Genomic DNA, 24,252 nt, shown 5'->3' with positions numbered 1-24,252 from the left:
CCCACCTGCCATGAGGACGACCCAATTATCCTTTTGCTTTGGGCGAAGTAACTCATCTAAAATTTCCACATGTATAATTCGACCGTCTTCATCCACAATAGGAATCTGGTGAATTTGCTTAATTCTCATTAGAGCCAGTATGTTTTCACGATTATCATAAGGTGATGCAACAGTAGGATAAGGGTTCATAACCGTTGAGATTTCCTCTTGAAGATCTCTACCTTTTAAAAGGCCTCTCCGAATATCACCATCTGTAACAGTACCTAGCAACCGATCCTTATTATCTACTACAAGAGCAATTTGCCTAGCGTTTTTATCAATAATTTCTAACGTGTTGATGATAGGAGTTTGAGGCGACACCAAAAGGTCTCTCCAGTTCAACAGTCCTCACACCTTTCTAGCTGCTAGTTGTAATAACCTTTGCAGGAACTCCCGCCACCTTTACTCTGTCTGGAATGTTCTTAATTACAACAGCACCAGCACCAACCAGGCTCTCTTTCCCTACTAGGATACCCTGTATCACTACGGAACCAGTTCCCAAATGCGTCCCTTCTTCAACTTCTACCCCTCCGGACAAAATAACCCCGGGTGCTATATGAACGTGCTTCCCTATCTTACTATCGTGGTCTACAGAAGCCCGCGTATTGATTATAGAATTACTTCCGATATAACAATCTGCTTGTATAATAACACCAGCCATTATCTGTACGCCCTCATCAATTACCACACTTGGTGAAATAATAGCGCTTGGATGAATGACACTAGTAAATTTGTATCCTTTTTCTTTATAAAGATCATACAAATGCTTTCGTCTCGTATTGTCCCCTGTTGATCCTAATCCGTTTACAAGTACAATATTTTCAGTTAAATAATGTTCAATCTCCGAATCATTTCCTAAACACGGAACCCCATAAATGTCCCCATGATCAATGAAATCTGTATAACCTATAACTTCTCTAGCCTGTGATAACAATATCTCAATAAGAACTTTAGCGTGTCCTCCACCTCCAATAACAATTATCCCTCTCATAATTGGATCACTTCATCCGCCTGATAGTCCCTATCGGCCTGCTTCCCAATTATATCCCAGTAGTACATTGGAGAAATTCCTGTCGCTGGGCGTTTCGAAGTTAAATTGTTAGGGGTAAAGGTCTCCCCTTTACGAATACCGCACGCTGCGACTAAACTCTTACGGGCAATATGTTTATTTTTTTGTTCAGATTGCGTCATCTTCTTAATTTTCGTTCCTAATGCTTCCTCCACTTGACGAATCGATTCTATCATTTGCTTTAACTCATCTGGTTCGATGGAAGCCTTGTGATCTGGCCCAGGTAAATTTTTGTCCAAAGTAAAATGTTTCTCAATGACTTTTGCTCCCCGAGCAACTGCAGCAATGGGAATGGAAATACCCTCAGTGTGATCGGAAAAACCCACAGGAAGGCCAAAAGCCGCGAACATAGTGTCCATCGCTTTTAAGTTTACTTCGGTTAGAGGAGCAGGGTATTCTGTTGTACAATGCAATAGTGTTACTTTATTTTGGAGAGCCTGCTGGCCCTCAATACTTGTATATGCCTCCTCGAATGCTTGAAAAGAAGGAGCCGTGCCCGACTGGACGTATCCAAAAGCCAAGACACCAAGTGCTTCTTCTATCTCTCCAAGCAGAGACATTCCCGTGGAAAGAATAACTGGCAGCCCAGATTGCGCTGCTTTTAGTAAGAGTGGTGCATTCGTAATTTCACCAGACGACATTTTAAGCTTATCAACCTTGATGTGCTGTGTAAGTAAATCTACACTGTCTAGATCAAATGGTGTAGACAAGAATTCTATATTTAATTCCTTACAATAGCCCAACAGCTCTTCATGCATCTCCAAAGTCAATTCTAGTTTTTGTACCATTTCCAGTTGGGTCTCTTGCGAATTTGTTGTCTTCTTTTGATAATCGGCTTTTTCGGCATGATTGGTGATAATATTTTTTGCTTTAAATGTCTGAAACTTAACTGCATCAGCTCCAGCTTCAGCAGCTCGAAAAACTAGTTCCTTTGCCATTGATATGGAACCATTATGATTAACTCCTGCTTCAGCGATAATGTATGTTCTATTACTATTCACAAAGACCTCCCCTTTCACAAGACCTCTTTTAATAGCATAAACGCTTCCGCAGCTTCCACGCCTGCCGTTGAACCACGTACGTAAGCCAGAGATCTTATTGTTTGTTCACTCCTTGGAAACGGAAAAGAGCCTACTTCACTTTCGAAAATACGCATAACTTCTAGTTTTCTCTCCAGATATTTCGAAATATCCACATAAACATTGGGTCTAAAACCATTTGTATCGGGATTTAAGCCAAATTCAGTTTCGGACAGAGTCTCATATGCTAGTATTCTCTTCACAAAAGAATATCGAAACCATTTTGTACAAGAAATAACTGCATCGAAAACAAATTTGTGATCCGTGTGGACATCTCCACGATACGGAGCGTAAATTACCTGCGGCTGAACAGAGAGCATCACAGCGCTCATCTTCTCTACTATTTTGCTCATACCTATTTCATCGAGTTTGGTAGTTGGAAGATCTAACTTATGAACAGAAGTAAACGAATATTGTCTAGCAGCACTTTCAATCTCTCTCGCTCTTGAAGCAATCCGGTCAGGAGAAAACCCTTCGTCCACACTCATTCCTGTAACAATTAACCAATGAACTCGATCACCCTGTTCTAAGTGACGATAAATGGTTCCGCCGCAGCCAAGAGTCTCATCATCGGGATGTGGAGCTATAAACAGAACGTCTTTACTCATCAGTATGTAATATCCTTTACTAATAATTTTTCATCAATTTCTATTTCAGCTAAAATATTTGCTATCTTTTGTGAAGAAAATCCATCGCCATACGGATTAACACAATTCTTCACAGAATTTTTGTAATCAGTATCATGAATTGCTTTCCTAACAGCCCCCGTGATTGCCTCGACATCATGAGGAACAAATTGAACATTCTCAGCATGCAATCGACCTTTTTGTCTATTTCCGACATTAATGACTGGTAATTTTAACAATGGTGCCTCTAAAATACCTGAGCTTGAATTACCCAATAAGCAATTGGCTTCTCTCATAATGTTTATAAATTCTAACCTCGGTATATTTTTTGCCATGTATATAAAAGAAAGATCTTTGTATTCTTGTAATGCATTAATTAGTTGCTGGCTACCTGCATCTGAGTTTGGATAGCTTATAATAGTCTTTATTCCTAGCTCTCTAACGGCTTCCAAAGTTTGCTTCATTTGAAAGTAAGCCTCATCGATTTCTGTAGAAATTACATGTTGAATTAACAAGATAAGTGGTTCTTGGTCCTCAATCTTAAAGCCAAGCCTTTTGGATAGTTCTTCTCTTGAAAGAAGAGGGACCTCTCTAATTCGATCCAACCCTGGATTCCCAGTATTAAAGACTCGAAATGATTGTTCACCCATTTTGAGTAAACGGTCAGCACTGTCTTGGTTTGTTACAAAATGCAAATGTGCAAGTTTAGAAACAGCATGTCTAATCTGGTCATCCACGTTACCTACTACGCGATCACCACCAGCAATATGCGCTACGGGAATATTCATATACGCTCCAACTAGAGCTGTAGTCATCGATTCTTCACGATCTCCCAAGACTAGTAAAAAATCTGGTTCTACTCTTTTTACAGCTTGAACTAGCCCTTGAAGTTGGATAGCTAAACCTTTTACTCGTGAAGATGCCTGATCACTGTTTAAAAGACTTTCAATTTCGTCTGCAATTGTAAAACCATCCTGTTTTATTTCATTTACTGTTAAGCCGTATGCGTCACTTAAATGTGCACCTGTTACAATAAGTTCTAATTCTAACATGGGGTGAGAATCTATCGCCCTAAATACCGATGACATAATGTCATATTCCGATCGAATACCGGTAACTCCTAAAACTTTACGTTTATTCATAAGGTTATCCCTCTTTTTGAAGGCAATATGTTTGTACAAATTGAAAACCGAGTACTTCTGCAAACTTTCTATCTACTTCCCTATCGCCAAAAAAGACGACCTGCTTTGAATTCGTGATTCCTTCTAAAATCTTGATTTTTTTTGTGATTAGTGGTGAAGGTTTACTGTACTCACTTCCATACAATCCTGTAAATCCAACATTTTCTTCCTCAAACCACGAAGACAGTCCTAAGGAATGAAATTTTGCTTTTTGCAATTGCACTCCACCATCTGTAATTAAAAACAAGCCATATTTATTCTGAACATAATCCAAGAAAAACGAAACTCTATCAGATAATGTAAGGATCGGAGTATGTTTTCTAAAAATCCTTAGACACTCATTAATAGTTGTTTCTCGTTCACTCTCTACAACATCGTGCCGTGTTAGTATTTCGTCAAAGATTTTATTATATGAACTACCTTTTTCCATCCATCGCTGCAGTAGTTGATTATATATTTCTTGTTCTGTAGATTTAGTTGATCGTGCAATCCTTTTGGCTATAGGTCTGTAAACTTGAATCATAAAATTGAATTCATCATACAGTGTCCCATCCATATCAAACCCTACAATTTCTACAATATCCCAATCAACACTTGGGAACAAAGACTTCAGCATAATACCTCTTCATCATTAATCCATATTTTATAGGTTTAGTATTTATCGGCTTTCCTTCAATAAAGTGATCGATTATCACATTTATCCAATTCTCAGTTGCGGCAAAGCCCAGCGCCATCCCGCCTGCAATTCTTGGATTAATTTCAATGAATTTTATTTCTCCGTTCTCTTGTACGAAACACTGCATATTCACTGGTCCAACAAAAGGTATAGCTCGACATATTTTCCGTACCCATTCTTCTATATCAGGGCGATTTGCTACTATTCCTGAAGTAGATTTCCCTTGTGTTACCCCTTCTCTTAAGCGTGGAACAATGTAGACAGGATCGGAATTACGATCGCAAAAAACATCCACCGTATACTCTGTCCCTTCAACAAGCTCCTGAGAAATCATCCCTTCCATGTTAATAGCTGTATTCTCTATTCGTACTCCAACTGCACCCCTTCCATTTCTCGGTTTAACCAAGGGGAATTCTTGATCGAGGCTAGTGCTTGGTGTAGGAATACCTGCTTTTACAAAAAACTGGTAAGTAAGCCACTTATCCTGAAATGTTTTTATCGTTTCTTCATCGGATAGGATTACATGAATTCCCTTTTCAAGTAATTCATTCTGTCTCTTAGCCCATCCAATTAATGTTTCATCTAATGATGGGATGACTATATTAATATCGTGCTTATTGAGTAATTCACTTGTTTGTTCCCAGAGATCAGGTGCATTCTTCGAGGGCATCTGAATAAACTGTGATGTGAGATAGCGACCAACACAATCAGAATCGATATCTGATGCAACTGCAATGTGACCTGCTTCTTGGATTGCTTTAATGAGATAAGCAGCTGACATACTTCCAGACGCTTCGGTCAATATCTTTAACATAACAAGTCCCACCCTATCAATCATCTATTCACTATAAAACTATATAAGAAATATTGGGTTCAAATGAGAAACGATTGATTTGATACTTTCGTAAGTCAAGCAACTCTAGCAGAGCTTGTGTTTCTCCCGGCCACCATGGGTTGTTAATTTCGTCAAAAGCTAAAATTGCTCCCTTTGGCATACGTGAGAGCAACTGTTCCAACGCTACTTTAGTAGGCTCATATAAATCAAAATCTAAAAATAACAAGCTTACTAGTAGGTGAGGATTATCTTTCACATATTGTGGAATTGTAACGGTTGCATCGCCTCTTACCAACTCAACTTTTTGAAACTGGTTTAGAAATCTATTCTGATCAAATTCGTTGATAACATCCGTTAACTCTTCAAAAACATCATAACCAGTATCAAGTCCTCCGAGACGCATTTCGCCGTTCTCGCTACTTACACTTCCTTGGTCATTCTCATGAATGGAAGGAAAACCGTTAAATGTATCGAACCCTATAATTCTTCGATCAAATGCATACGGTTCTAAACCAGCAGATAACTTTGCCCACGCCATCAATCCACCACCATGATGAACACCGCACTCTATAATATTTCCCTTTATATTTAATTGCATTTTAAATAGTTCATATCTAGCTAAGAATCTGGTCATAATTTGTCGACGAATATATTTCTCGAAATTATCTAGTTTTTTTTCAGTTGTTCCGTATCCCTTTTCAAAAGTTCTCGACACTAGTGGCTCCTCCATTTCACGATAGCAACTCAACACTGCTTGGAATGTTAATTAAGCGTCTCTCAATCATCATTGAAGTCTCTATAGGCATACTAGGACACTGTTTAAACATGTCCAGCTTATGTAGTAAAGTCCAGGTTGGTCTCGTCATAATTCCTTGAGTGTTCGTTTTCTCCAAAATCTTATCACGAACACTTGCATACTCATCATCAAGTAGTATCGCATTGAGCCAAAAGTTACTTGAAACATAATCCTGCTCCCAGAAGAATGTTACCCCTTCGATTTGTTTAAAGGCATTCTGATATATTTCAGCAACTTTTCTTTTCTTGGTTAGGAAATTTGGTAGTTGCTCTAATTGAGCACATCCTAAGGCAGCATTAATATTTGGCATTCGATAATTATAACCAATTTGATCATGCTCAAAGGCCCATTTATGGGGTATCTTAGCAGTAGTGGTAATATGCTTTGCTAGACGCCCTAAAGACTCATCATTAGTCAAAATCGCACCACCACCACCGGTAGTAATGATTTTATTCCCATTAAAACTAAGTGCTGATACTTTCCCCAAATTACCCGTATGTCTTCCTTTGTAAAATGACCCCAAAGATTCAGCAGCATCTTCTACTAGTTCCAACCGAAAACGTTCACACACATTCACAAGCTCATCTAATTCAACGGGATGTCCAAATGTATGCATGGGAACAACTGCTTTGATTCTTCTCCCCGAAACTCGGTTATAACAGATGCCCTCTCTTACAACTGCAATCTCTTCCAAATAACTCTCTAGCTTATAAGGATCAATTCCCAATGTTTTTTCAGAACTGTCCACAAAATGAGGAATAGCACCACAGTATGCCACTGCATTCGCTGTTGCGATAAAGGTTAGGGTAGGAATCAAAACCTCATCACCCGACTCGACCCCAACTAATTTTAAGCAGATATGCAAAGCAGCCGTGCCATTCACAACGGCCACAGCTCGCTTTACTCCGGTATATTCTTGGAGCATTTGTTCAAACTGGTCTACGTATTTTCCTACCGAGGAGACCCAACCTGTATCAATGCACTCTTTTACATACTCCCATTCCTTTCCTTGAAAACAAGGTTCGTGAAGGGCGATATAATCTTTTTCGTTAGGAACTATATCATTCAAGGTGGATACTACCGATTCAACTATTTTTGTCTTCATCATAAGTTGTAGATACCTGCCTTGTAGTGAGTCAAGTTCGAGGGATTAGTAAACCAATCTATTGTTTCCGCAAGCCCGCGCTTCAGCCCCTCAATTCCGGGATAAGCCGGTTCCCAACCAACTAATTCTCTTGCTTTGATGTTATCTGCCCACAATCGCTCAACTTCACTTTTCTCTGGACGAATTCTTTGGTCATCTGTCTGAATATCAATTTGTTGACCCATTAGCTCTGTAATAATTTCCACTGTTTCACCAATGGATACTTCATAGTTACTACCAATGTTAATTACTTCACCTATTGAACTATTAGATTGTGCGACAGCCATGAACCCTCTTACCGTATCTTTCACATAATTAAAATCCCGAGTCGGATGAAGAGACCCTAGTCGAATTGTGCGAAGACCACTCGCAATTTGTGTAATGATGGAAGGAATAACAGCACGAGCAGACTGTCTAGGTCCATATGTGTTAAACGGTCGAATAATAGAAACCGGCAGACCAAATGAGCTGTAAAATGAGAGTGCCATATGATCAGCGCCAATCTTACTTGCTGAGTAAGGAGATTGCCCTTGGAGCGGATGATCCTCTGTAATGGGGACGAAACGTGCAGTACCATATACTTCACTTGTAGAAGTATGTACTACTCTTTCCACGTTTAACATTCGAGCTGCTTGGAGAATATTTAAAGTCCCTTTAATATTTGTATCTACATAGGTTTCAGGCGAATGATATGAATAAGGGATGGCAATAAGAGCTGCTAAGTGCAGAACTACATCGCAGCCTTTCATTGCATTCATTACTCCATATGGATCACGAATATCACCTGAGAAAACATCCACACTACTTTGGATGTCTTTTGGAGAATGATCCAGCCATCCCCATGAATTAAATGAGTTATAATAGACAAAAGCCTTTACATCATTTCCTTGTCTTATTAACTCTTCAGTTAGGTGAGAACCGATAAAGCCATCCGCTCCGGTGACGAGAATTTTCTTGCCTCTTAGCTCCATTCTGCTTCCCCTCTTTTATACTAAAATGGCTTCCCCTGAAACTTCTTCATGAATTTTTTCTAGCAACCTCTTTACGAGTACTGTATCTGTCCGACAAGAAATCAGGTAATTCCCGAATTGGTCAACGACTCTTCTTGATTTTGATTTTGCATCTGGATTAGAACGAATTTCATCAAACATTTTTAAAATTAACTGGAATTCAAGATGATTCATTGGTTGAATAATGCGTAGGTTTAATTTGTTCGCTTGCAGACGATCAAACATTTTATCGAATTTGTTAAGGCATACTTCTAACTGTTTATCATTTCTAGTGGTGATAAAACTGTTCATGTCTTCAAGTAACTCAGCAAATCTGCGAATAATCTTGATTAGCTCATCTTGAGAAACTATTAACTCCTTGATCACTTGTTTAAAATGCAAAATATCATAATTACCAGTATCATTCTCTACAAACGAATTTAACCAGTTTGAATTCACTACATTACGCGAAGTTAGATGTGTAGTAATTAACTCCTCCATCGGAAGAAAAACAGTGCCTTCAATATGAGCACCGCCTTTGGTTGTATTGATGATATCAGTTCTAGATATTTTTTGAATAAGCTCTTCTAGCTCCTCACGCATTGACACATGACCGCGTCCACTTAAGGTGGTGTTTCCATATACATCTTTTACTTCAACTGCATATTCCCTACGCTCTTGCCCCAATTCAGTACCTGTGTACTCAATTCCTTTTGCATAAATCTGATCTCCACGGTACGCAAGGTTTTGGCCAACAAAAATGATTGGTGCGAAACCCATGTAGTCAAGAATTTGCAATGTCAACGTTGCAATACTTCCAAACCTGTCGATGTACTGAAATGATTCGTCGTCTGTTTTTTTCAAGAATAAATCCATAATATAATCATCACGAACCAAGAAATTTGCCTTTTCTCCGCTATAATTCTGTACAGTTTCAAATCCCATCGTACTTCCGAAAATCAAAGGGACGCTGTCAATCTTCCCCTCGATAACCTTTTGAAATACTTTTGAGTTCATAGCACTTCCATCATAGGCAAAAGCTGCATCTGGCAAAATATCAGCGTTCAACAACTGATTTATTGAAGAACCAACGGAAAAGATATACCCTAAGCCGTTTTCCTTGATGTGACGCAAGTTTTCAAATTCATCATTCAAAGAAGGTCCAGCTCCAACTATTATGGCTGGTTTCCCCTTGAATTGATCTTTATGGGCTTCTAGAATATTTGGTGTCTTTATTATGGTCGGTAAATTGAATAATCCGTTAATCGCCATTCTTTTCGCGAAAACCTTACCCGTAAGAAGGCGATCTCTTGTCTCATATACAACATCCCGAAACGTTTTGATAAACTGTTCCGTCTGTTCAGGAAGAATTCTTTTGTAACTAGGGAGGATCACCAAATATAACTCATCTTCTAGAAAATTAGTAAGTTCCATCAGATTCTTCTTACAATCCTCAGGTTTTTCCTCGACCATTACGTGTTTCAGCTTTTTCGTTGGAGACCAGTCATCTATTTTTTTACGCCCCATTAATTGATGGAAGACAGCCATATTAGGCTCGTATAAGGAAAAAGAATTGTTAGGTTTTCTCTTGATAAACTCATCGATATGATACCCTAACCCTACTCCAAAAAATAACACATGCCGATCACCGATGTCCTCTAGTGATTCAATAAAACGTTCTGCTTCCTGCATAGGGTTATATTTACTATGGATATAGTTCCATCCAGACTCTAAACATACAGCTAACGTTGGATCCTGTGATTTAGTTTCCTCAAGTCTAACATGATCCATTAATTGAGGATTGCGATCTCTGAGCTTCTCCCAAATGTCAGGGTAATGTTTTTTTAAAGAGGTAATGTTATCAGTTAGTACCATTGCCGTCCACCTCGTGAATGCAAATATCCTCTAGTTGTTTTTCAATCATTTTATAACGGGGGATGATTTCATACTCAACTACATCACCAATCATGTATGTATCTTGTTGATTAACCGCAGTATTTATCGTTTCTAATTCATTGCTAAAAGTAAAGATATCATTATACATTGGGTAATATTGCACTGTATTCTGAATCCAGAGCAGCCCTTCCACCAAGTGCCCTAACTCTTCCCAGGTGTCAGTAGATAACATCTCTGCATGAAACCTTTCAGCCAACTGCGGAAGGTGTCTAAGTGATCGCGTCACGTATTCCTGAATAGATATTAAAGTATCTTTGGATAACTGTTCTTCTGTCAAAAGAATGGGTTCGATCATTTCAATACTTTCAATATCCCCTTCTATTTCCTCTTCAAAGTCTGAATGAATCTCTCTTCCATCTATTCGCATTCCGCAAAAGATCACATTTTTTTCTGCCATAATAGCTTTAATAATAGAAAATATGTATTCTACAACATTATCTTGGGTTTTATCCACATGGTATTCTTGCCCCAGTGCTAGTATCTTCATGTTCTTCATCCCTTTCACTGTTCTTTTTAGTATATCGGTTCCTTTTTAACATTCAATTATATGATATACATGGAAAAAATAAAAAAGCATGGGCTTCTGGATAGAAACCCATGCTTTTTTTGTGAAAAGGTGTATTAACGGAGCAATTGCAGTACACCTTGTGGCAATTGGTTTGCTTGTGCAAGCATTGCTTGGGAAGCTTGAGTAAGAATGTTGTTTTTCGTGAAAGCCATTTGCTCTTTCGCCATATCTACATCGCGGATACGGGATTCAGCAGCAGTCAGGTTTTCAGCAGTGATGTTCAGGTTGTTGATTGTGTTTTCCAAACGGTTTTGGTTAGCACCCAAGTAGGAACGAGCTGCAGATACTTTGTTAATGAAAGCATCGATGCTTTTCAGCACGCTTTTTGCAGCACTTTGTGTATCGATTTTCCAAGCTCCAACTTTAGTTGCAACACTAGTCAGGTTGAATTTGGAAGTATCCAAAGTCAAAACTTGGGAAGCTTCTTGACCGATTTGCAGGTCAATATCTTTGTTAGCATTTCCATCCAACAAGCTGATTCCGTTGAATTTAGTGTTATCTTTAATATTTGTAACCTCTTTGGACAACTCAGACAGTTCTTCTTGCAGACGGTTACGGTCAGCAGCAGAGTCATAAGTTCCGTTTGCAGATTGAGTAGCCAGTTCTTTAACACGAACCAAAATGTTATTCACTGTTTGCAATGCACCCTCTGCAGTTTGAACGAGGGAAATACCGTCTTGAGAGTTGCGGGAAGCTTGTTCCATACCACGGATTTGTGCACGCATACGCTCGGAGATGGAGAGACCAGCAGCATCGTCAGCAGCACGGTTGATACGGTAGCCGGAAGACAGTTTCTCAACGTTTTTCGCCAAGCTGCCTGTGTTTACACCCAGTTGACGGTGTGTGTTCATTGCGGAAATATTGTGATTGATAATCATGAGTATTTTCCTCCTTGAGTTTTGCCCGTCACGTCCATGTGACTAGGAATTATTAGGACTATTTACAATCGCGCGCTTGTAACTTTGTCCCTACATTATCTTATATCGGTAAAATCTTAAGCATCTTTAACTAGTTTAGAAAGTTTTTTTAAATTTTTTTTCTAAGTATATATATTGATGCAATGTTCACTGAAACTCTCTTCGATATTTGATGCCCTTTTACTTGATATTTCGAAGAACAATATGATACCTAGAGTGAAAAGTTCCAGTCAAAATATCTTCTCTTTTTATTAAGGCACATTCAAGAATTTCAAACGATCTTCCAATTAACTTCTCAATTTTACCAAAATTAAAATAGGACTGAATCGTCCCTTTTTCATGAGCAGTTTCTACTTCCACTTCACCATCGTATTCCCGAGAGTGGCTAGAGTCGTCTCCTGAAATCAGATCACAATAAAAGAGTCCATCCTTCACCAAAACTCTGCTAATCTCTTCCATAGACTGAAGTGCTACAGAAAAGTTCATGCTATCTAGTACTCCATGACTAACAGCAAATTGAAAATAATCATTTTCCCACGGGAGATTCTGCGTGTACCCCTGCTTTATTTTATTTTCAGGGCTGTTGATCCCTTCCGTTTTTGCCCAATCAATTGCTAATTGGACAGCCGTTTCAGAAAGATCAATGCCATACGCATCTAATCCCATTTGATGTGCATAAATAACATGTCTCCCAATACCACACCCTAAATCTAATAATTTATGATTTTCCAAGTGCGGATATCTATCAATAAACTCAAACTGCCCTGTCCGTTTCCGAATATATTTGGAAGTGAATCTAATAATTTCTTCATGAGGATAATAAACAAAGTTATCTTTGTTTTTGTATGAAGTCTCCCACTCTTGTTTGTAAAAGCTCACTTCTCATCATCCTCTTTCTTACTCTGTAATTCATCTCGTTTACTCTGCTGATCCATCAATATAGCTTTCATGGAAGCCCATGTTATAGCACTTTCGGACGCTAACCGATTCTCTTCTTGTATAGTCATGTATAATTCTTTTCTATAGATTTCTACATCACGGGGAGCCTCAATGCCTAAACGAACGGTTTCTCCTTCAATCGAAATAACTTTAATCTCTATGTCATGACTTACAATAATAGACTCATTTTTTTTTCTGGATAGTACCAGCATGAGGATCCCCCCTACTCTCTTGTCAAGTTCTCTCGACAAACAACGGCTGATGAATAGAGTATCTATCATCCTGCAAAATTACTTGCTTGGCCATACGGTTAGACAAATTGATGACAATTGGCGCCTTAAGATTCACTGATACCTGCTGGCTCTCTCGAATAGTAACTATTGTAAAAACCGCTTTGGGTGTATCCTCCTGTAAACTAAGAGCTACCTTCGATATATCTGGAAGAACGAATTCGTAATCACTAAAAAAGGCAAAAGGATTGACAACCCAAAAGCCAATTTCCACCTCTTCAGTAGACTGTATCAAAAAAAACGGACTTTCCTCTTCCTGCATCAACTGAAAAAATTGCAAATGAGAAAACCCAGGAATGCCATCTTCAAAAAATAGCTTACCCAATTCCACTCGTTGGCTCTTATTCATGTTTTCCCCTCACTTACATCATTTGATCCAGTTGACTTCCTGACACATCAATCTTCAGACTATTATATTGTATCATATACGGCTCTATCTTACCGGGCGTATAGGAAAGCTCTGGGGATCTTGTTACTGGATCAATACTCATACCGTTTCGCTTAACGTTGATCGAAGCCGGTCTTGCTTGGATACTTATATCGACGCCCTCATCATTGGATGTTGAGGGCGGTCTGTATCCGCCTTCAAACACCCTCATGCCTTTCTCCCTACCAATTTCAGCTATGGCATTCTCTCTCGTGTGTATTCTCATCATTCGATCGCCCTCTTGACTTTTTTCTGCGATCGCCTGCAACCATTTTTCGCGCCCATACGCAGCATTACTGTCGCTAAACTGCATGGGGGTCATAATCCCGATATTTGATCGTGCTTGGCTTGAATCGATCATCAGTTCGGTCTTTGCCTGTTCGATAGTAAGTTCCGCGGGTTTCTGACTCAGATTCATCTCCGCCTGGGGCTGCTTGATTTCTTGAACAGGTTTTCTGACATTTAGGCCGAGTTGGGCAAAAGCACTTTCCATACGTAACTGTGGAATCCGCATCACGTCATCACCCTCCTAGCTCTCTACCTCAAAAAGTCTAGCAGTGTTGGTTGAATAATACGGGCTCCAGATCCCAGCGCCGCTGAATGTACACTTTCTTGTGTCTTTATATCTGTCATTACTTCTGCCATGTTAGCATCTTCATTCTTCGCCATTAGCCCAGTGATGCTTACTTCTTGGGTATTGAGTCTTTCTGCAATTAAATCTACACGGTTTACAGATGCTCCTAAAGAAGCTCGCTCTGCCAATAATTTGTCATACTGCTGATCCATTGTCGTTATAAATTGCGAAGCACTTCTCCCGTTATTTAACTCATTGATAATATTATCAATCACTTTAAACATGTTATTTGCATTGTCAGGGAAATTAAAGATGTTTTGAGCATTGACGTTCGACGTAACAAAAACATTTTGGCTCACTTCTAGATTTATAGGAGAATTGTTCGTACTGACAAAGTCTCCTTTACCAGCATTGGCACTTGAATCATACGGGGCTTTGTTCGTATCTGTTCCTGCAAATATATACTTCCCGTTAATTTGCTGGTTAGCAAGCGTTCCCAAATGATTCTTCAATTCCAGAATCTCTGACCCCATCGTTTTCAAATCATCAGGGGAAACGGCCCCATCCCCAGAATACACCATGAGTTCATTAATTCGCTTCAAGACGCTACCAACTTCATCCATAGTACTATCGGTCATATCTAACCAAGATTGTGCCTCATCCACATTCCGTTTATACTGATCATTCTCCATCAAAGAAGAACGATAAAACATACCACGTGCTGCCACAACTGGATCATCTGATGGCTTCGCAATTTTTTTGCCGGATGATAGTTGCTCCTGCAAACTATCCATATTCCGCATCGATTTATGCAAATTCCGTAGCATATTACTATTCAGCATGTTCTGCGTTACACGTACTGCCATGATCTATTCCCTCCTAATTAGAGGCCCACTCGGCCCATGCCGTTGATGACTTTGTCCAAAATTTCGTCCATGCTTGTCATGACTCGAGCAGATGCACTATACGCATGTTGGTATTTCACCATTTCTGCCATCTCGTCATCGATCGATACACCCGATACTGACTGACGCTGGCTGTCAACAGTACCAACAAGCATTTCGGAGTTCAACTGGTTACGCTCGGCTTCCTGGGCATCGACACCCAATTGGCTAATCGTATAGCGGTAGTAGTTATCCAACGTAGAGCTTTCAGCCAGGTCATTAGGCCCCGTGCCTGCAGCTAATACCTTAAACTTAATCGAAGCAATGGCGAGAGCGCTCTTGTTATTCCCTACAGGAGTGCTACCTGCTTCTGGTTGAGCTGCAGCAATAGCATCCAAGCTCTTCATAATTTCCGGATTTATGACAATCCCAGATGCACTTGTTGGATAATTTTTGGATGCTGGATTAGCAGCCAGTGAGTTCGCATCTACAAAGAACGGCAGATCCTGTACAGTGCCATTGTTAATATCACTCAAGCTTCGACCTGCCCGATGCAGATCATTGATTTCCTTCGTCAGATTCACAGCCAAAACATCCAAGCGTTTCAGCATGTTCGGCACGATCTGATCACGAGATTGGAGGGTTCCTGCCATGTAGCCGGTTGTTGGCACAAACGCCGCTCCGCCCAGCGTCATGTCACTCATACCCGTAGCTGGATTCTGTACAGTAGCTACGGGCTGCGAAGTAATCCCAGTAACAAACTCACGACCTTCAATCGTAACATTGACCATTCCCGCTGTCGATTGCGTCGCACGAATCTCCACCAGCTTGGAGAGCTTGTCCAAAAGCACGTCACGTTGGTCATACAGGTCGTTTGGCTGATAACCATGCGGTACAACGTTAGCAATCTGATTATTCAAGCTAGCAATCTGTTGGCCCAAGGAATTGATCTCCATCGCTTTTACATTGACCACGTTGTTGAGATCAGTTTGTACTTCCTTGATGTGATTGGTTAGCGTATTAAACGTATCCGCTACTGCCTTGCTTCGTTCCCGAACAACTGCGCGAGCCGATGTATCAGTAGGGTCTTTAGCCAAGTCCTGCCATGCTTGCCACATCTGGTCCATAACTTTTTGCAAGCCAGTATCAGAAGGTTCATTCATGATCCCTTCTAATTTCTCCAAGGTTTCCAAACGACCATCCCAGTAGCCTTGACGCTTGTGCTCATTCCGATACTGAATATCCAAAAACTCTTCCCGCAGACGCTGAATACTAGTAGCTTGAACCCCTGTTCCGAGCAAGCCTGGCTCTATAGTTGCCTGCATCCCCACATAAGGCAAACCATTCGTAGCCTGCATATTCACGCGCTGGCGGCTGTACCCTTCCGTATTCGCATTGGAGATATTGTGTCCCGTTGTATTTAGCGCGGACTGTTGAGCGAACAAGCCGCGTTTGCTGACTTCAATTCCATGAAAAGTAGAGCGCATTTCGACACCTCTTTACGCTTTTTTGTTGAAAAAAGTTCGATTAGCCTGACGATACGTATCCGAGGTCGGCCTTCCGTAGATGAAGTCGTCCTCGGGCGTATCCGTGATCAGGTCAAGCGTCATGTTTACAAAAGAAAGGGATTGCTCCAGTAACTGCTGATTCAGGTCGTTAGCATCGCGCAGTTCAGTCACAATCCGGCTTAGCTCATTACGACAGGAAGTGAGTCGCATCTTCTCTTCCGCACTGGTCGTCAACTTGATCAATTCAGCCAGTGTGCCTTCTTGCAGCGCAAAGCCCTTCTGTGCTGTCAGTTCTTTTACGACTTGCTGGCGGGCTACTTCAGCTTCTGTGACGCCCTTGATCAGTTTTTGCTCCTGGCGCGTAATGGCTATAAGTTCATCCACATTTCCTTTTACCAGCACTTCTTTCTTGTGCATGGCTAAGGTGTACAAGGCTTTGTGCAACTGGATCAAGTTGTCGAGCAGATCGTAGAGTCTGTTCATTCCTTGCTTCTCCTCATCTTCCATCGAAAACTATTTAAAGAGGCTGTTCAAAAAGCCCTCTCTAGATCATGTTACAGCTTTTTCCAAAAGGACAGGAGCTTATCAGCAATCCGCTCACTTGAGACGTGATATTTTCCTTCCTCCACTTGCTTCTTCAACTGCTCCACTTTTTCCCGACGTTGTGGAGAGTTGACATCTTCTACTTGCTTTTGCATTTCTAGCGCTTCTGTGGAAATCTTTACTTCATCCTTGCCCATCGGGATTTTGCCGCTTTTGCCTACCTGGTTGTTACCTGTCTTGTTGTAAGCATTGATCATCCCGACACGGTTAGGTTCATTAATCCGCATCTGATTACCATCCTCTCATACCAACGGTCTTTTCATAGAAAAAACCGATGACACCTCTTAGTAGTATCATCGGCAATTTCATGATGTACGATTAGTTTTTTTGCACAAAACTATTCGTCACTATTCTGCTTTCTTCGATAAGCTGCCTTAGCCAGATCGGCGCGTTGGAACTCCTCCAATCGCTGCTCTACCTCGATTTGTTGCGTGATTTCATGCTTCAAGCCGTTTAGACAAGATTCGCAAATGTTGCCTGCTCGAATCAAAAAACCGCAGCGCTCACATGGATAACCAAGATTTGGACTTCCGGCAACCGAAATGCGCCCTTCCTTGATAAACTTCGTGATTTGTTTCACGCTCACACCGGTGGCTTCGCTCACTTGATGAATATTCGATCCACGATTTTCACGCTTGCGTAAAAACTGGGCGCAGGCCTCATATTCTTGTTCCACTTCTTTACAGCACTTGGGGCAAATGTCACGGACTGCTTGTACAAATACAGCATCACACCGCGAGCAGTTTGCCAACTTGCCCATAGCCATATCGGACAACCCCTTTTCCGTTCAGAAAGTTCATACGGTTCTACATCCGTTGTATGCCTACATCATAGCTTAATTTTTCCAAGCTGGCTATCGGTATATTGTCAAGGAATATACTTCACAACTTGGCCCCAAATGTGCTCTGATTGTCCTCGCGCACGAACGCAACGTCGAACCAGTCGTATAAATATCGTCAAGGAGCAGAATTTTGGCAGCAAAGGGCATATCCTTGCCATCCCACACAAAAGCTTCGCGCATGCTTTCGTGGCGTGCTGCGCGCCCTTTTTGCTTGCTCAGCTTTGGGGTGTCCTTCGTTCGACATAGCAGCGGTCTCACGGGAATCTTGATCGCTGCTCCTAAATAGCGGGCCAGCAAGTCAACCTGATTGAAGCCACGTTCCTGCAATCGTTGTGGATGTAAAGGAACCGTCGTGATACAGGTAAACCCCATAGACCTGTAATAACGCTGAACCGTAATGGCGAGAAGCGTACCATAGTATAAAGCTAGCCGCTCGTCACCGCGGTATTTAAACAATCCGAGTAAATCCTTCTCTCCCTTTTCATAGCGAAGCAAACTCCGATTTGCCACCAATATCTGTCCATCTTCTCCATGAACACAATCCCTGCATAGCCCTTCGTCCCCGATACTAACCTGCAACTCCCTATCGCGCCCGCACCGCTGGCAAATATCATGTCCGATCAACGGCAAAGAATCAAGGCAGACTCCACACAACACAATCCCTTTTAACATGCGGTAGATGACCGGATAGCTCGCCTGATCCGATAGCTGTCGCGCCTTTTCACGAACGACCGTTTCCTTTTCGGGGACTGCGATATGTCCACCACAACGTACACACATCCCACTTGTCATGAAAGGCCTCTTGGTTCCGTGAGCCTTTGAGCCAAGCTGTTCATCTGTGAAATCTGTCTGACGGCCCGCTTTGGAGAAGTAGCGCGTTCTGCTTGCAAAAATAAAACACTACCTGACGTATCATCAACGGATCGTCCTACTCGTCCTGCAATCTGCACCAATGACGCTTCGTCAAATACAGGTGCCTCCGAACCTACCACTACTACGTCACTCTTCGGTATGGTCACACCCCGCTCCAAAATCGTAGTCGTAACCATGACGGTATAACGTTTTTGTCGAAATGCGAGTACCTTCTCCTCCCGCATAGGGTCTGCCGCATGTACACCGGCCATCTCCCCTGCGTGAGCAGGAAGCCACTTTTGAAGGTACGATAACACCCTGTTAATTTCATCAACCCGCGGGACAAACACAAAAACTTGTCGACCTTCATTCAGAGAACTACTTACCGCTTCTATAAACGGTGCCACAACTCTATTCGTCTGAACGCGCTTATGTAAGCCTTGTACCGTGAGAATCTTGGGGACAGGAAGCGCCGCACCATGATAGCGTCCAGGTAACAGAACATGCGTATCAGAGAATAGCGGTATCGCGCCAGACGAGCCTAGGAATGAGCGTCCCTTTCTAACGAGCCGCTTTTGCAAATATCCCGGAGGTGTCGCGCTTAAATAGAGGAGCTTCCCATTCGTTTTCACCGCTCTGGATAGAGCGCGATACAAAATAGGATCATTATGATACGGGAACGCGTCGGCCTCGTCGAGAACCACCAGCAAAAAACGCCGATGGTAGCGCATGACCTGATGCGTGGTCGCAATCGTGATGTCACTCTCTTCCCACTTCTCTGAGCTCGAACCGTGGACAGCTATCACTTTAGCCCCTGGAAAGACTCGCTGAATACGCGGAGCCAACTCCAACACGACGTCTTTTCGAGGTGTCGCAATCAAAACGCGACCGCCGGCAGCAAGTGCCTCTGTAACAGAAGGGAATAACAGCTCAGTTTTGCCCGCTCCACAAACCGCCCAAATCAAATATTCCGACAGCCCTGGTCTCGGATTGGCTACAAAGCAACGCGCTCGCTCAGCTGCCCGCAATTGATCTGCCGAATACTTTCCCGCCCACCCCAATCTCGCCACGTTCTGCAAGTGTTCTGTGCTACGGATAAGCGATGCTCCTACATCCATTAAAAAATACGGTGTACAACACTTACTCCTGCCCATACCTAAACAAGCTGTACAATAGGCGCAGCCTTGCTCACACGTATGACAATAAGTAAATTCCACCTTCGCTCCTGCACTTCCGCAGCGCTCACACACCAACTCCAGCCGATTGCGCCACCATCCTTTTGTGACCGTAAAACGAATACCAGGTCGCCACTCCGCTTTGTTTGCCAGCACGAACGAATGCAAAATGGCTGACAAATCATGTACGTCCACCCCTCGCTTTTTCAGCAAAGACTCCACTTCATCCCAAAGGAGCGCACGCCCGTCCAAAATCTCGCTCAAAACAACTTCTTGTGGTTTTTCGCACGATGAGCTCCTTCGAAGAAGTTTGCGACCACCTAAATAGCCCAACTGAGCATCCGGCAATTTCCCCGATACTTTGCTACCTTGATAAGGAACTTCCACACTCTCCTCGACTGACTCCCAAGAAAACCATCCCTGCCCTCGACGATCCTGTACGCTCACTGCTTCCCGTCCATATAAGCTACTCGCTTCGCACACGCTACTTACCGCCAGCGCTCTCAACTCTTTTACATATCCATCAGTCAGCATCCGTCCTTTACCGACTTGTTCCATCAAATACCCGTTCACTTTCGCACGCAAGGAAAAAGCCAAAGCAAGTGACGATGTCTTCCCAATGACATGCAGGACACACCCTTCTCTTTCCTGCCAAAAAGAACGATCTACAGAAAAGCTCGGCGTAACATAAGTCTGCACCTGTGGTATTGACCCGCCGCAAGCTTTGATATACAGCAAATACTCACGCATACGCTCACTCCCCCGCCCTCTTGCCATTAGTGTGCAAAAAGACAGACAGGTCCGGCAAATAAATTTCGGAATCAAAATCAGGCTGTAGAAAAATAAAAAAGCCGCCGATCTATTGTCGACAGCTCGTAATATTTACGCTTAATAAATTTTTATGCTCCCTCTTTTTTCTCCCGCAGATCAATGACGATGGTTCCAGCCGCCTTCTCCTCCTGACCGTCTCCCAAACAATGTCCGTACGGATAACGATTCAAGACGACTGTCATCTGTTTCGTATCATCGTCAGATCCATCATCTATCAAGGTAATTCGGATTGGTCTACCACTCCAATACGAACGAAACAGCAGACTCCTCACTACACGTTCCAGCACCTGTTCCGAATTGCGCACCAGTAACCGATAATGCTCATACGGGAGCTCGCTCGCGCTATCCGTCCGATTGGTCCAGCGCTCCGCGATCATTACCAACAAAGAGGAGCAGCCAAATGCTGCCAAAAGCCATACAATCAGCTCTTCCATCACGGTCATACCTCCTCCTATACCAAGGTATGCCGCACGGCTTGAACAGAGTGCAAATAGGAAGCGCTTCCTACAGTTTCACCCAGCCGTTTTTAATGGAGATGACAACAGCTTGTGTCCGGTCTTGAACATTGAGCTTTTGCAAAATGCTACTAACGTGATTTTTAACTGTCTTTTCACTAATAAACAAGAATTCCCCAATGGCACGATTGCTTTTCCCTTCTGCCATCAGCTGCAATACTTCCCGCTCGCGACGGGTAAGCGATTCGATCACTTTTGGATCGATAGTTTGCGATTCATCAACGGAGAAGCTACGCTCTGCCGTCCCTTCCTGCTCGCTCAGACGACGGAATTCTTCAATCAGCTTGCCCGTCACCTTTGGATGTATGTATGCACCACCACTAGCCACTACACGCACTGCGTCAACGAGGTCTGACGTTCCCATTTCCTTCAGCAAGTAGCCAGACGCTCCAGCGCGGAGTGTACGATACACATATCCCTCATCATCATGAATCGAGAGCATAATCACACGAGTAGAAGGGCTTACAGAAATCACATTTTCTGCAGCAGAAACGCCATTTATGTTCGGCATGTTAATATCCATCAACAAGACATCCGGCTTGTGCTCTTCCGCCAATACTGTGGCTTCTCCTCCGTCTGCACCTTCACCGACGACCTTGAAATCTTCTTCCATTTCCAATATTCGCTTTACGCCTTCGCGAAATAATTGATGGTCATCCACAATCACAATGCGGAGTTCTTGCTGTCTCTTATCCATGGTTCATCCCCCAGTACTTATTTACGTATCATGTCACAATTTTATCGGTATTTGGAATATAACCTTGGTTCCCTCTCCCGGAGCGGATTGCAGCTCGACACTACCCTCTAAGAGCTGTACACGCTCACGCATTCCCAAGAGTCCAAAAGAGTTGCCATTCGCTATGCGTTTTTCAAGATCGAATCCGACCCCATCGTCTTTGACGACAAGGCTTAACGAATCTTGTACAAATTCCAGCTTCACTTGAACTGTCGTAGCACCTGCGTGCTTCTCCACATTGTTCAGACACTCCTGAACCAAACGGAAGATCGCAGCCTTTACTGAACTGCGCAAAGGTGGCTCCACACCAAATACTACCAGATCGATAGAAGACTGAATACGCTCTTCGCACGTTTGAATATATTTTTGCAAGGTAGGTACTAGCCCTAAGTCATCTAATGCCATTGGACGCAAATCAAAAATAATTCGTCGAACATCCGCCAAGCTCAAACGCACCATTTCCTTCAGCTCGTGCAGTTCCATCTGCGCTTCCAAAATGCGCTCGTTTTTCAACATGCGTTCTACAATTTCCGAACGCAGCACGACATTTGCCATCGATTGAGCTGGACCATCGTGAATCTCGCGCGCGACACGCTTGCGCTCTTCTTCCTGAGCCTGGATTACTTTTAGGCCCATCAACTGATGCTGCTTAGCTGATTCCAGCGCCTCGCCTATCTTACTTAAGTCACCAGTCAAATATCCAAGCACAACGCCCATTTGAGAAACCAGCTTTTCTGCACGAACGATGGTTTCTTCCAAGGTACGCAGTTGACGCTCCAAATCATTTCTTCTGCGCTTCAAATTATTTTCCCGCTCGCGGTAAATGGACAGTTCTACCTGAATACGGCTCGCCTCTTCATACGCAACCCGGATATCTTCCTCCGTGTACATATGAAAATTACGACTGACCAACACGAGCTTGTTGCGCGATTTGCGATACGCGAGTTCAAGTGCATCGACTTTTTGAATCACTTTGGAAATTTCTTGTCGAAGTTCATGTAAATCAAACTTCAATGAGTTGCCATGCTGTCTGGCGTTTTCAGCTATATCAAATATTTGAGTTTTACTCGTTTCTACGGTTTCAATCGTTCGCTTGATCACCCCGTCCAGCACGCTGATGTCTATCGCTTTGTTCATGATTGCTCTCCTTCAAACTCATTTTTAGCCTTCGTGAACAACTGTTGGAGGTGCTCTTCTTCTACATCTCTCAGACCCATGTCATTGCGTGGAATGGCAAACGGATCTGTTCCCTGTTTTACGAATCCACGATTGGATGTAAACACATAGCGGTAGCCAGCTTGACGAGCTGTCTCCAGTACGCTTGGACTTGTGTATCCAAACGGCAACGAGATGACTTCGATCTCTTGCTTCATCCATTCGCTTAAACTGACGCGAGATATACTGAAATCCACATAGAGGCGGTCCCTGTACTCTTTCACGTCCTCTAAACGCTGCAAGTCTTTCAGATAGACCGGAGCTGTTTCTGGGCCAAGATCGCCCCATTCATTTCGTTCTTCCTCTTCATGCAGACTGTACGTGTGGGACCCGATCGTAACCAGTCCCGTATGAACCATTTCGTTAACCTGTTGACGCGTAAGTGGTGGCGTCATATTCTCCCGTTTTCGGTCAGCTACATCTCTTAAGCGCCCCGCAATCGCGAAGTTCACTGAAGGGTAGCCGTATGTACGTAAGATCGGAAATGCTTCTCTGTAATAACTCTCATACCCATCGTCAAACGTAATCAAAACAGCATTCTCAGTCGGTAAGGTACCCGTCTCCATAAATCGCAGGAACTCATCCAACGAAATCGGATTCAGGTCGTTATCATGCAAAAATTTCATGTGTCGGGCAAATTGATCAGGAGCTATGACATACCGCTGATTCGATTGATCCGTGACATGATGGTACGTCAAAACCACAACCTGATTGTTATACCACTTTTTCGTTTGAACCGCTGCTTCTTCAATTGGTGTGACGTTTGGCTCAGCATTTTTTGTCTCACTTATGCTTATAGACGTATCCACTTGGGGAAAAGGTTGCACTTCTTGTTTATTCTTTTTTTCCAGAAAAGATTCGCCTAACAACCCAATAGCCACTGCAAAAAACAAAAAAGTAAGAAACACGATCAGGAAGAGCCTTCTGTTCGGCAAAAAAACCCCTCCTCTACTTCCTCACTAGGAGATTCGACACAGTCCTACAAAT

General features: G+C 42.5%; 28 protein-coding genes. All 28 read right to left on the bottom strand.

The window, feature by feature from the left end:
- A partial coding sequence (locus PMI05_RS23250) for a CBS domain-containing protein (RefSeq protein WP_157230954.1) occupies nucleotides 1-381 on the bottom strand: 381 nt, incomplete at its 3' end.
- A gap of 16 nt (nucleotides 382-397) precedes the next feature.
- Nucleotides 398-1,030, bottom strand: coding sequence for an acetyltransferase (locus tag PMI05_RS23245; RefSeq protein ID WP_007727144.1), 633 nt, complete (start codon nucleotides 1,028-1,030; stop codon nucleotides 398-400).
- The gene (gene neuB / locus PMI05_RS23240) at nucleotides 1,027-2,109 is read right to left on the bottom strand and encodes an N-acetylneuraminate synthase (RefSeq protein WP_007727142.1); all 1,083 of its coding nucleotides are present in this window, start codon (nucleotides 2,107-2,109) and stop codon (nucleotides 1,027-1,029) included. Before neuB ends, PMI05_RS23245 begins: the two co-directional genes overlap by 4 nt.
- Before the next feature lie 14 nt (nucleotides 2,110-2,123).
- Nucleotides 2,124-2,795: a PIG-L deacetylase family protein gene (locus PMI05_RS23235; protein WP_007727141.1), complete on the bottom strand. Its 672-nt coding sequence runs from the start codon at nucleotides 2,793-2,795 to the stop codon at nucleotides 2,124-2,126.
- Nucleotides 2,795-3,955: a UDP-N-acetylglucosamine 2-epimerase gene (gene neuC, locus PMI05_RS23230; RefSeq protein ID WP_007727139.1), complete on the bottom strand. Its 1,161-nt coding sequence runs from the start codon at nucleotides 3,953-3,955 to the stop codon at nucleotides 2,795-2,797. Before neuC ends, PMI05_RS23235 begins: the two co-directional genes overlap by 1 nt.
- Nucleotides 3,956-3,959: 4 nt before the next feature.
- Nucleotides 3,960-4,610 carry an HAD family hydrolase gene (locus PMI05_RS23225; RefSeq protein WP_007727137.1) on the bottom strand — a complete coding sequence of 217 codons (651 nt, stop codon included), beginning with the start codon at nucleotides 4,608-4,610 and terminating at the stop codon, nucleotides 3,960-3,962.
- On the bottom strand, nucleotides 4,582-5,484 hold the full coding sequence (locus PMI05_RS23220; RefSeq protein ID WP_007727132.1) for an ATP-grasp domain-containing protein: 903 nt from the start codon (nucleotides 5,482-5,484) through the stop codon (nucleotides 4,582-4,584). The genes PMI05_RS23225 and PMI05_RS23220 overlap by 29 nt, the downstream gene beginning before the upstream one ends.
- 31 nt (nucleotides 5,485-5,515) lie before the next feature.
- Nucleotides 5,516-6,220, bottom strand: coding sequence for a TylF/MycF/NovP-related O-methyltransferase (locus PMI05_RS23215; RefSeq protein WP_007727130.1), 705 nt, complete (start codon nucleotides 6,218-6,220; stop codon nucleotides 5,516-5,518).
- Nucleotides 6,221-6,236: 16 nt separating this feature from the next.
- The gene (locus PMI05_RS23210) at nucleotides 6,237-7,409 is read right to left on the bottom strand and encodes a LegC family aminotransferase (RefSeq protein WP_007727128.1); all 1,173 of its coding nucleotides are present in this window, start codon (nucleotides 7,407-7,409) and stop codon (nucleotides 6,237-6,239) included.
- On the bottom strand, nucleotides 7,406-8,416 hold the full coding sequence (locus tag PMI05_RS23205) for an NAD-dependent 4,6-dehydratase LegB (RefSeq protein WP_007727126.1): 1,011 nt from the start codon (nucleotides 8,414-8,416) through the stop codon (nucleotides 7,406-7,408). Before PMI05_RS23205 ends, PMI05_RS23210 begins: the two co-directional genes overlap by 4 nt.
- A gap of 15 nt (nucleotides 8,417-8,431) precedes the next feature.
- A complete protein-coding gene (locus PMI05_RS23200; RefSeq protein ID WP_007727123.1) occupies nucleotides 8,432-10,309 on the bottom strand; it encodes a 6-hydroxymethylpterin diphosphokinase MptE-like protein in 1,878 nt (625 codons plus the stop codon).
- The gene (locus PMI05_RS23195) at nucleotides 10,296-10,877 is read right to left on the bottom strand and encodes a hypothetical protein (protein ID WP_007727121.1); all 582 of its coding nucleotides are present in this window, start codon (nucleotides 10,875-10,877) and stop codon (nucleotides 10,296-10,298) included. Before PMI05_RS23195 ends, PMI05_RS23200 begins: the two co-directional genes overlap by 14 nt.
- Nucleotides 10,878-11,011: 134 nt before the next feature.
- Nucleotides 11,012-11,836, bottom strand: coding sequence for a flagellin (locus PMI05_RS23190; protein WP_007727118.1), 825 nt, complete (start codon nucleotides 11,834-11,836; stop codon nucleotides 11,012-11,014).
- Between the two features lie 219 nt (nucleotides 11,837-12,055).
- A complete protein-coding gene (locus PMI05_RS23185; RefSeq protein ID WP_007727116.1) occupies nucleotides 12,056-12,754 on the bottom strand; it encodes a class I SAM-dependent methyltransferase in 699 nt (232 codons plus the stop codon).
- Complete coding sequence (gene csrA / locus PMI05_RS23180) at nucleotides 12,751-13,026, bottom strand: carbon storage regulator CsrA (RefSeq protein WP_007727114.1); 276 nt, start codon at nucleotides 13,024-13,026, stop codon at nucleotides 12,751-12,753. Before csrA ends, PMI05_RS23185 begins: the two co-directional genes overlap by 4 nt.
- Nucleotides 13,027-13,048: 22 nt before the next feature.
- Nucleotides 13,049-13,453 carry a flagellar assembly protein FliW gene (locus PMI05_RS23175; RefSeq protein WP_007727111.1) on the bottom strand — a complete coding sequence of 135 codons (405 nt, stop codon included), beginning with the start codon at nucleotides 13,451-13,453 and terminating at the stop codon, nucleotides 13,049-13,051.
- A gap of 13 nt (nucleotides 13,454-13,466) precedes the next feature.
- Nucleotides 13,467-14,045, bottom strand: coding sequence for a DUF6470 family protein (locus tag PMI05_RS23170; protein ID WP_007727108.1), 579 nt, complete (start codon nucleotides 14,043-14,045; stop codon nucleotides 13,467-13,469).
- 23 nt (nucleotides 14,046-14,068) lie between these two features.
- On the bottom strand, nucleotides 14,069-14,971 hold the full coding sequence (gene flgL, locus PMI05_RS23165; RefSeq protein ID WP_007727105.1) for a flagellar hook-associated protein FlgL: 903 nt from the start codon (nucleotides 14,969-14,971) through the stop codon (nucleotides 14,069-14,071).
- 17 nt (nucleotides 14,972-14,988) lie between these two features.
- Nucleotides 14,989-16,476: a flagellar hook-associated protein FlgK gene (gene flgK, locus PMI05_RS23160; protein WP_007727103.1), complete on the bottom strand. Its 1,488-nt coding sequence runs from the start codon at nucleotides 16,474-16,476 to the stop codon at nucleotides 14,989-14,991.
- A 12-nt stretch (nucleotides 16,477-16,488) separates the two neighbouring features.
- Entirely contained in the window at nucleotides 16,489-16,980 is a 492-nt protein-coding gene (locus PMI05_RS23155) for a flagellar protein FlgN (RefSeq protein WP_007727101.1), read from the bottom strand.
- A gap of 71 nt (nucleotides 16,981-17,051) precedes the next feature.
- Nucleotides 17,052-17,327 carry a flagellar biosynthesis anti-sigma factor FlgM gene (gene flgM / locus PMI05_RS23150; protein WP_007727097.1) on the bottom strand — a complete coding sequence of 92 codons (276 nt, stop codon included), beginning with the start codon at nucleotides 17,325-17,327 and terminating at the stop codon, nucleotides 17,052-17,054.
- A 110-nt stretch (nucleotides 17,328-17,437) separates the two neighbouring features.
- Nucleotides 17,438-17,866: a TIGR03826 family flagellar region protein gene (locus PMI05_RS23145; protein ID WP_007727094.1), complete on the bottom strand. Its 429-nt coding sequence runs from the start codon at nucleotides 17,864-17,866 to the stop codon at nucleotides 17,438-17,440.
- Nucleotides 17,867-17,953: 87 nt separating this feature from the next.
- Nucleotides 17,954-18,733 carry a ComF family protein gene (locus PMI05_RS23140; RefSeq protein ID WP_007727091.1) on the bottom strand — a complete coding sequence of 260 codons (780 nt, stop codon included), beginning with the start codon at nucleotides 18,731-18,733 and terminating at the stop codon, nucleotides 17,954-17,956.
- Nucleotides 18,730-20,718 (bottom strand): DEAD/DEAH box helicase, encoded by a 1,989-nt coding sequence (locus PMI05_RS23135; RefSeq protein ID WP_007727088.1) that lies wholly within the window; start codon nucleotides 20,716-20,718, stop codon nucleotides 18,730-18,732. Before PMI05_RS23135 ends, PMI05_RS23140 begins: the two co-directional genes overlap by 4 nt.
- 149 nt (nucleotides 20,719-20,867) lie before the next feature.
- Nucleotides 20,868-21,233, bottom strand: a complete 366-nt coding sequence (locus PMI05_RS23130; protein ID WP_007727085.1) for a glycosyltransferase family A protein — start codon at nucleotides 21,231-21,233, stop codon at nucleotides 20,868-20,870.
- A 70-nt stretch (nucleotides 21,234-21,303) separates the two neighbouring features.
- Nucleotides 21,304-22,011, bottom strand: a complete 708-nt coding sequence (locus PMI05_RS23125; protein WP_007727082.1) for a response regulator transcription factor — start codon at nucleotides 22,009-22,011, stop codon at nucleotides 21,304-21,306.
- A gap of 33 nt (nucleotides 22,012-22,044) precedes the next feature.
- Entirely contained in the window at nucleotides 22,045-23,187 is a 1,143-nt protein-coding gene (locus PMI05_RS23120) for a sensor histidine kinase (protein WP_007727075.1), read from the bottom strand.
- Complete coding sequence (locus PMI05_RS23115; RefSeq protein ID WP_007727073.1) at nucleotides 23,184-24,200, bottom strand: polysaccharide deacetylase family protein; 1,017 nt, start codon at nucleotides 24,198-24,200, stop codon at nucleotides 23,184-23,186. The genes PMI05_RS23120 and PMI05_RS23115 overlap by 4 nt, the downstream gene beginning before the upstream one ends.
- Nucleotides 24,201-24,252: the final 52 nt, after the last annotated feature.

The sequence above is a fragment of the Brevibacillus sp. BC25 genome (assembly GCF_000282075.1).
Classification (GTDB): domain Bacteria; phylum Bacillota; class Bacilli; order Brevibacillales; family Brevibacillaceae; genus Brevibacillus.
This window is presented reverse-complemented; position numbering and strand designations above follow the sequence as displayed.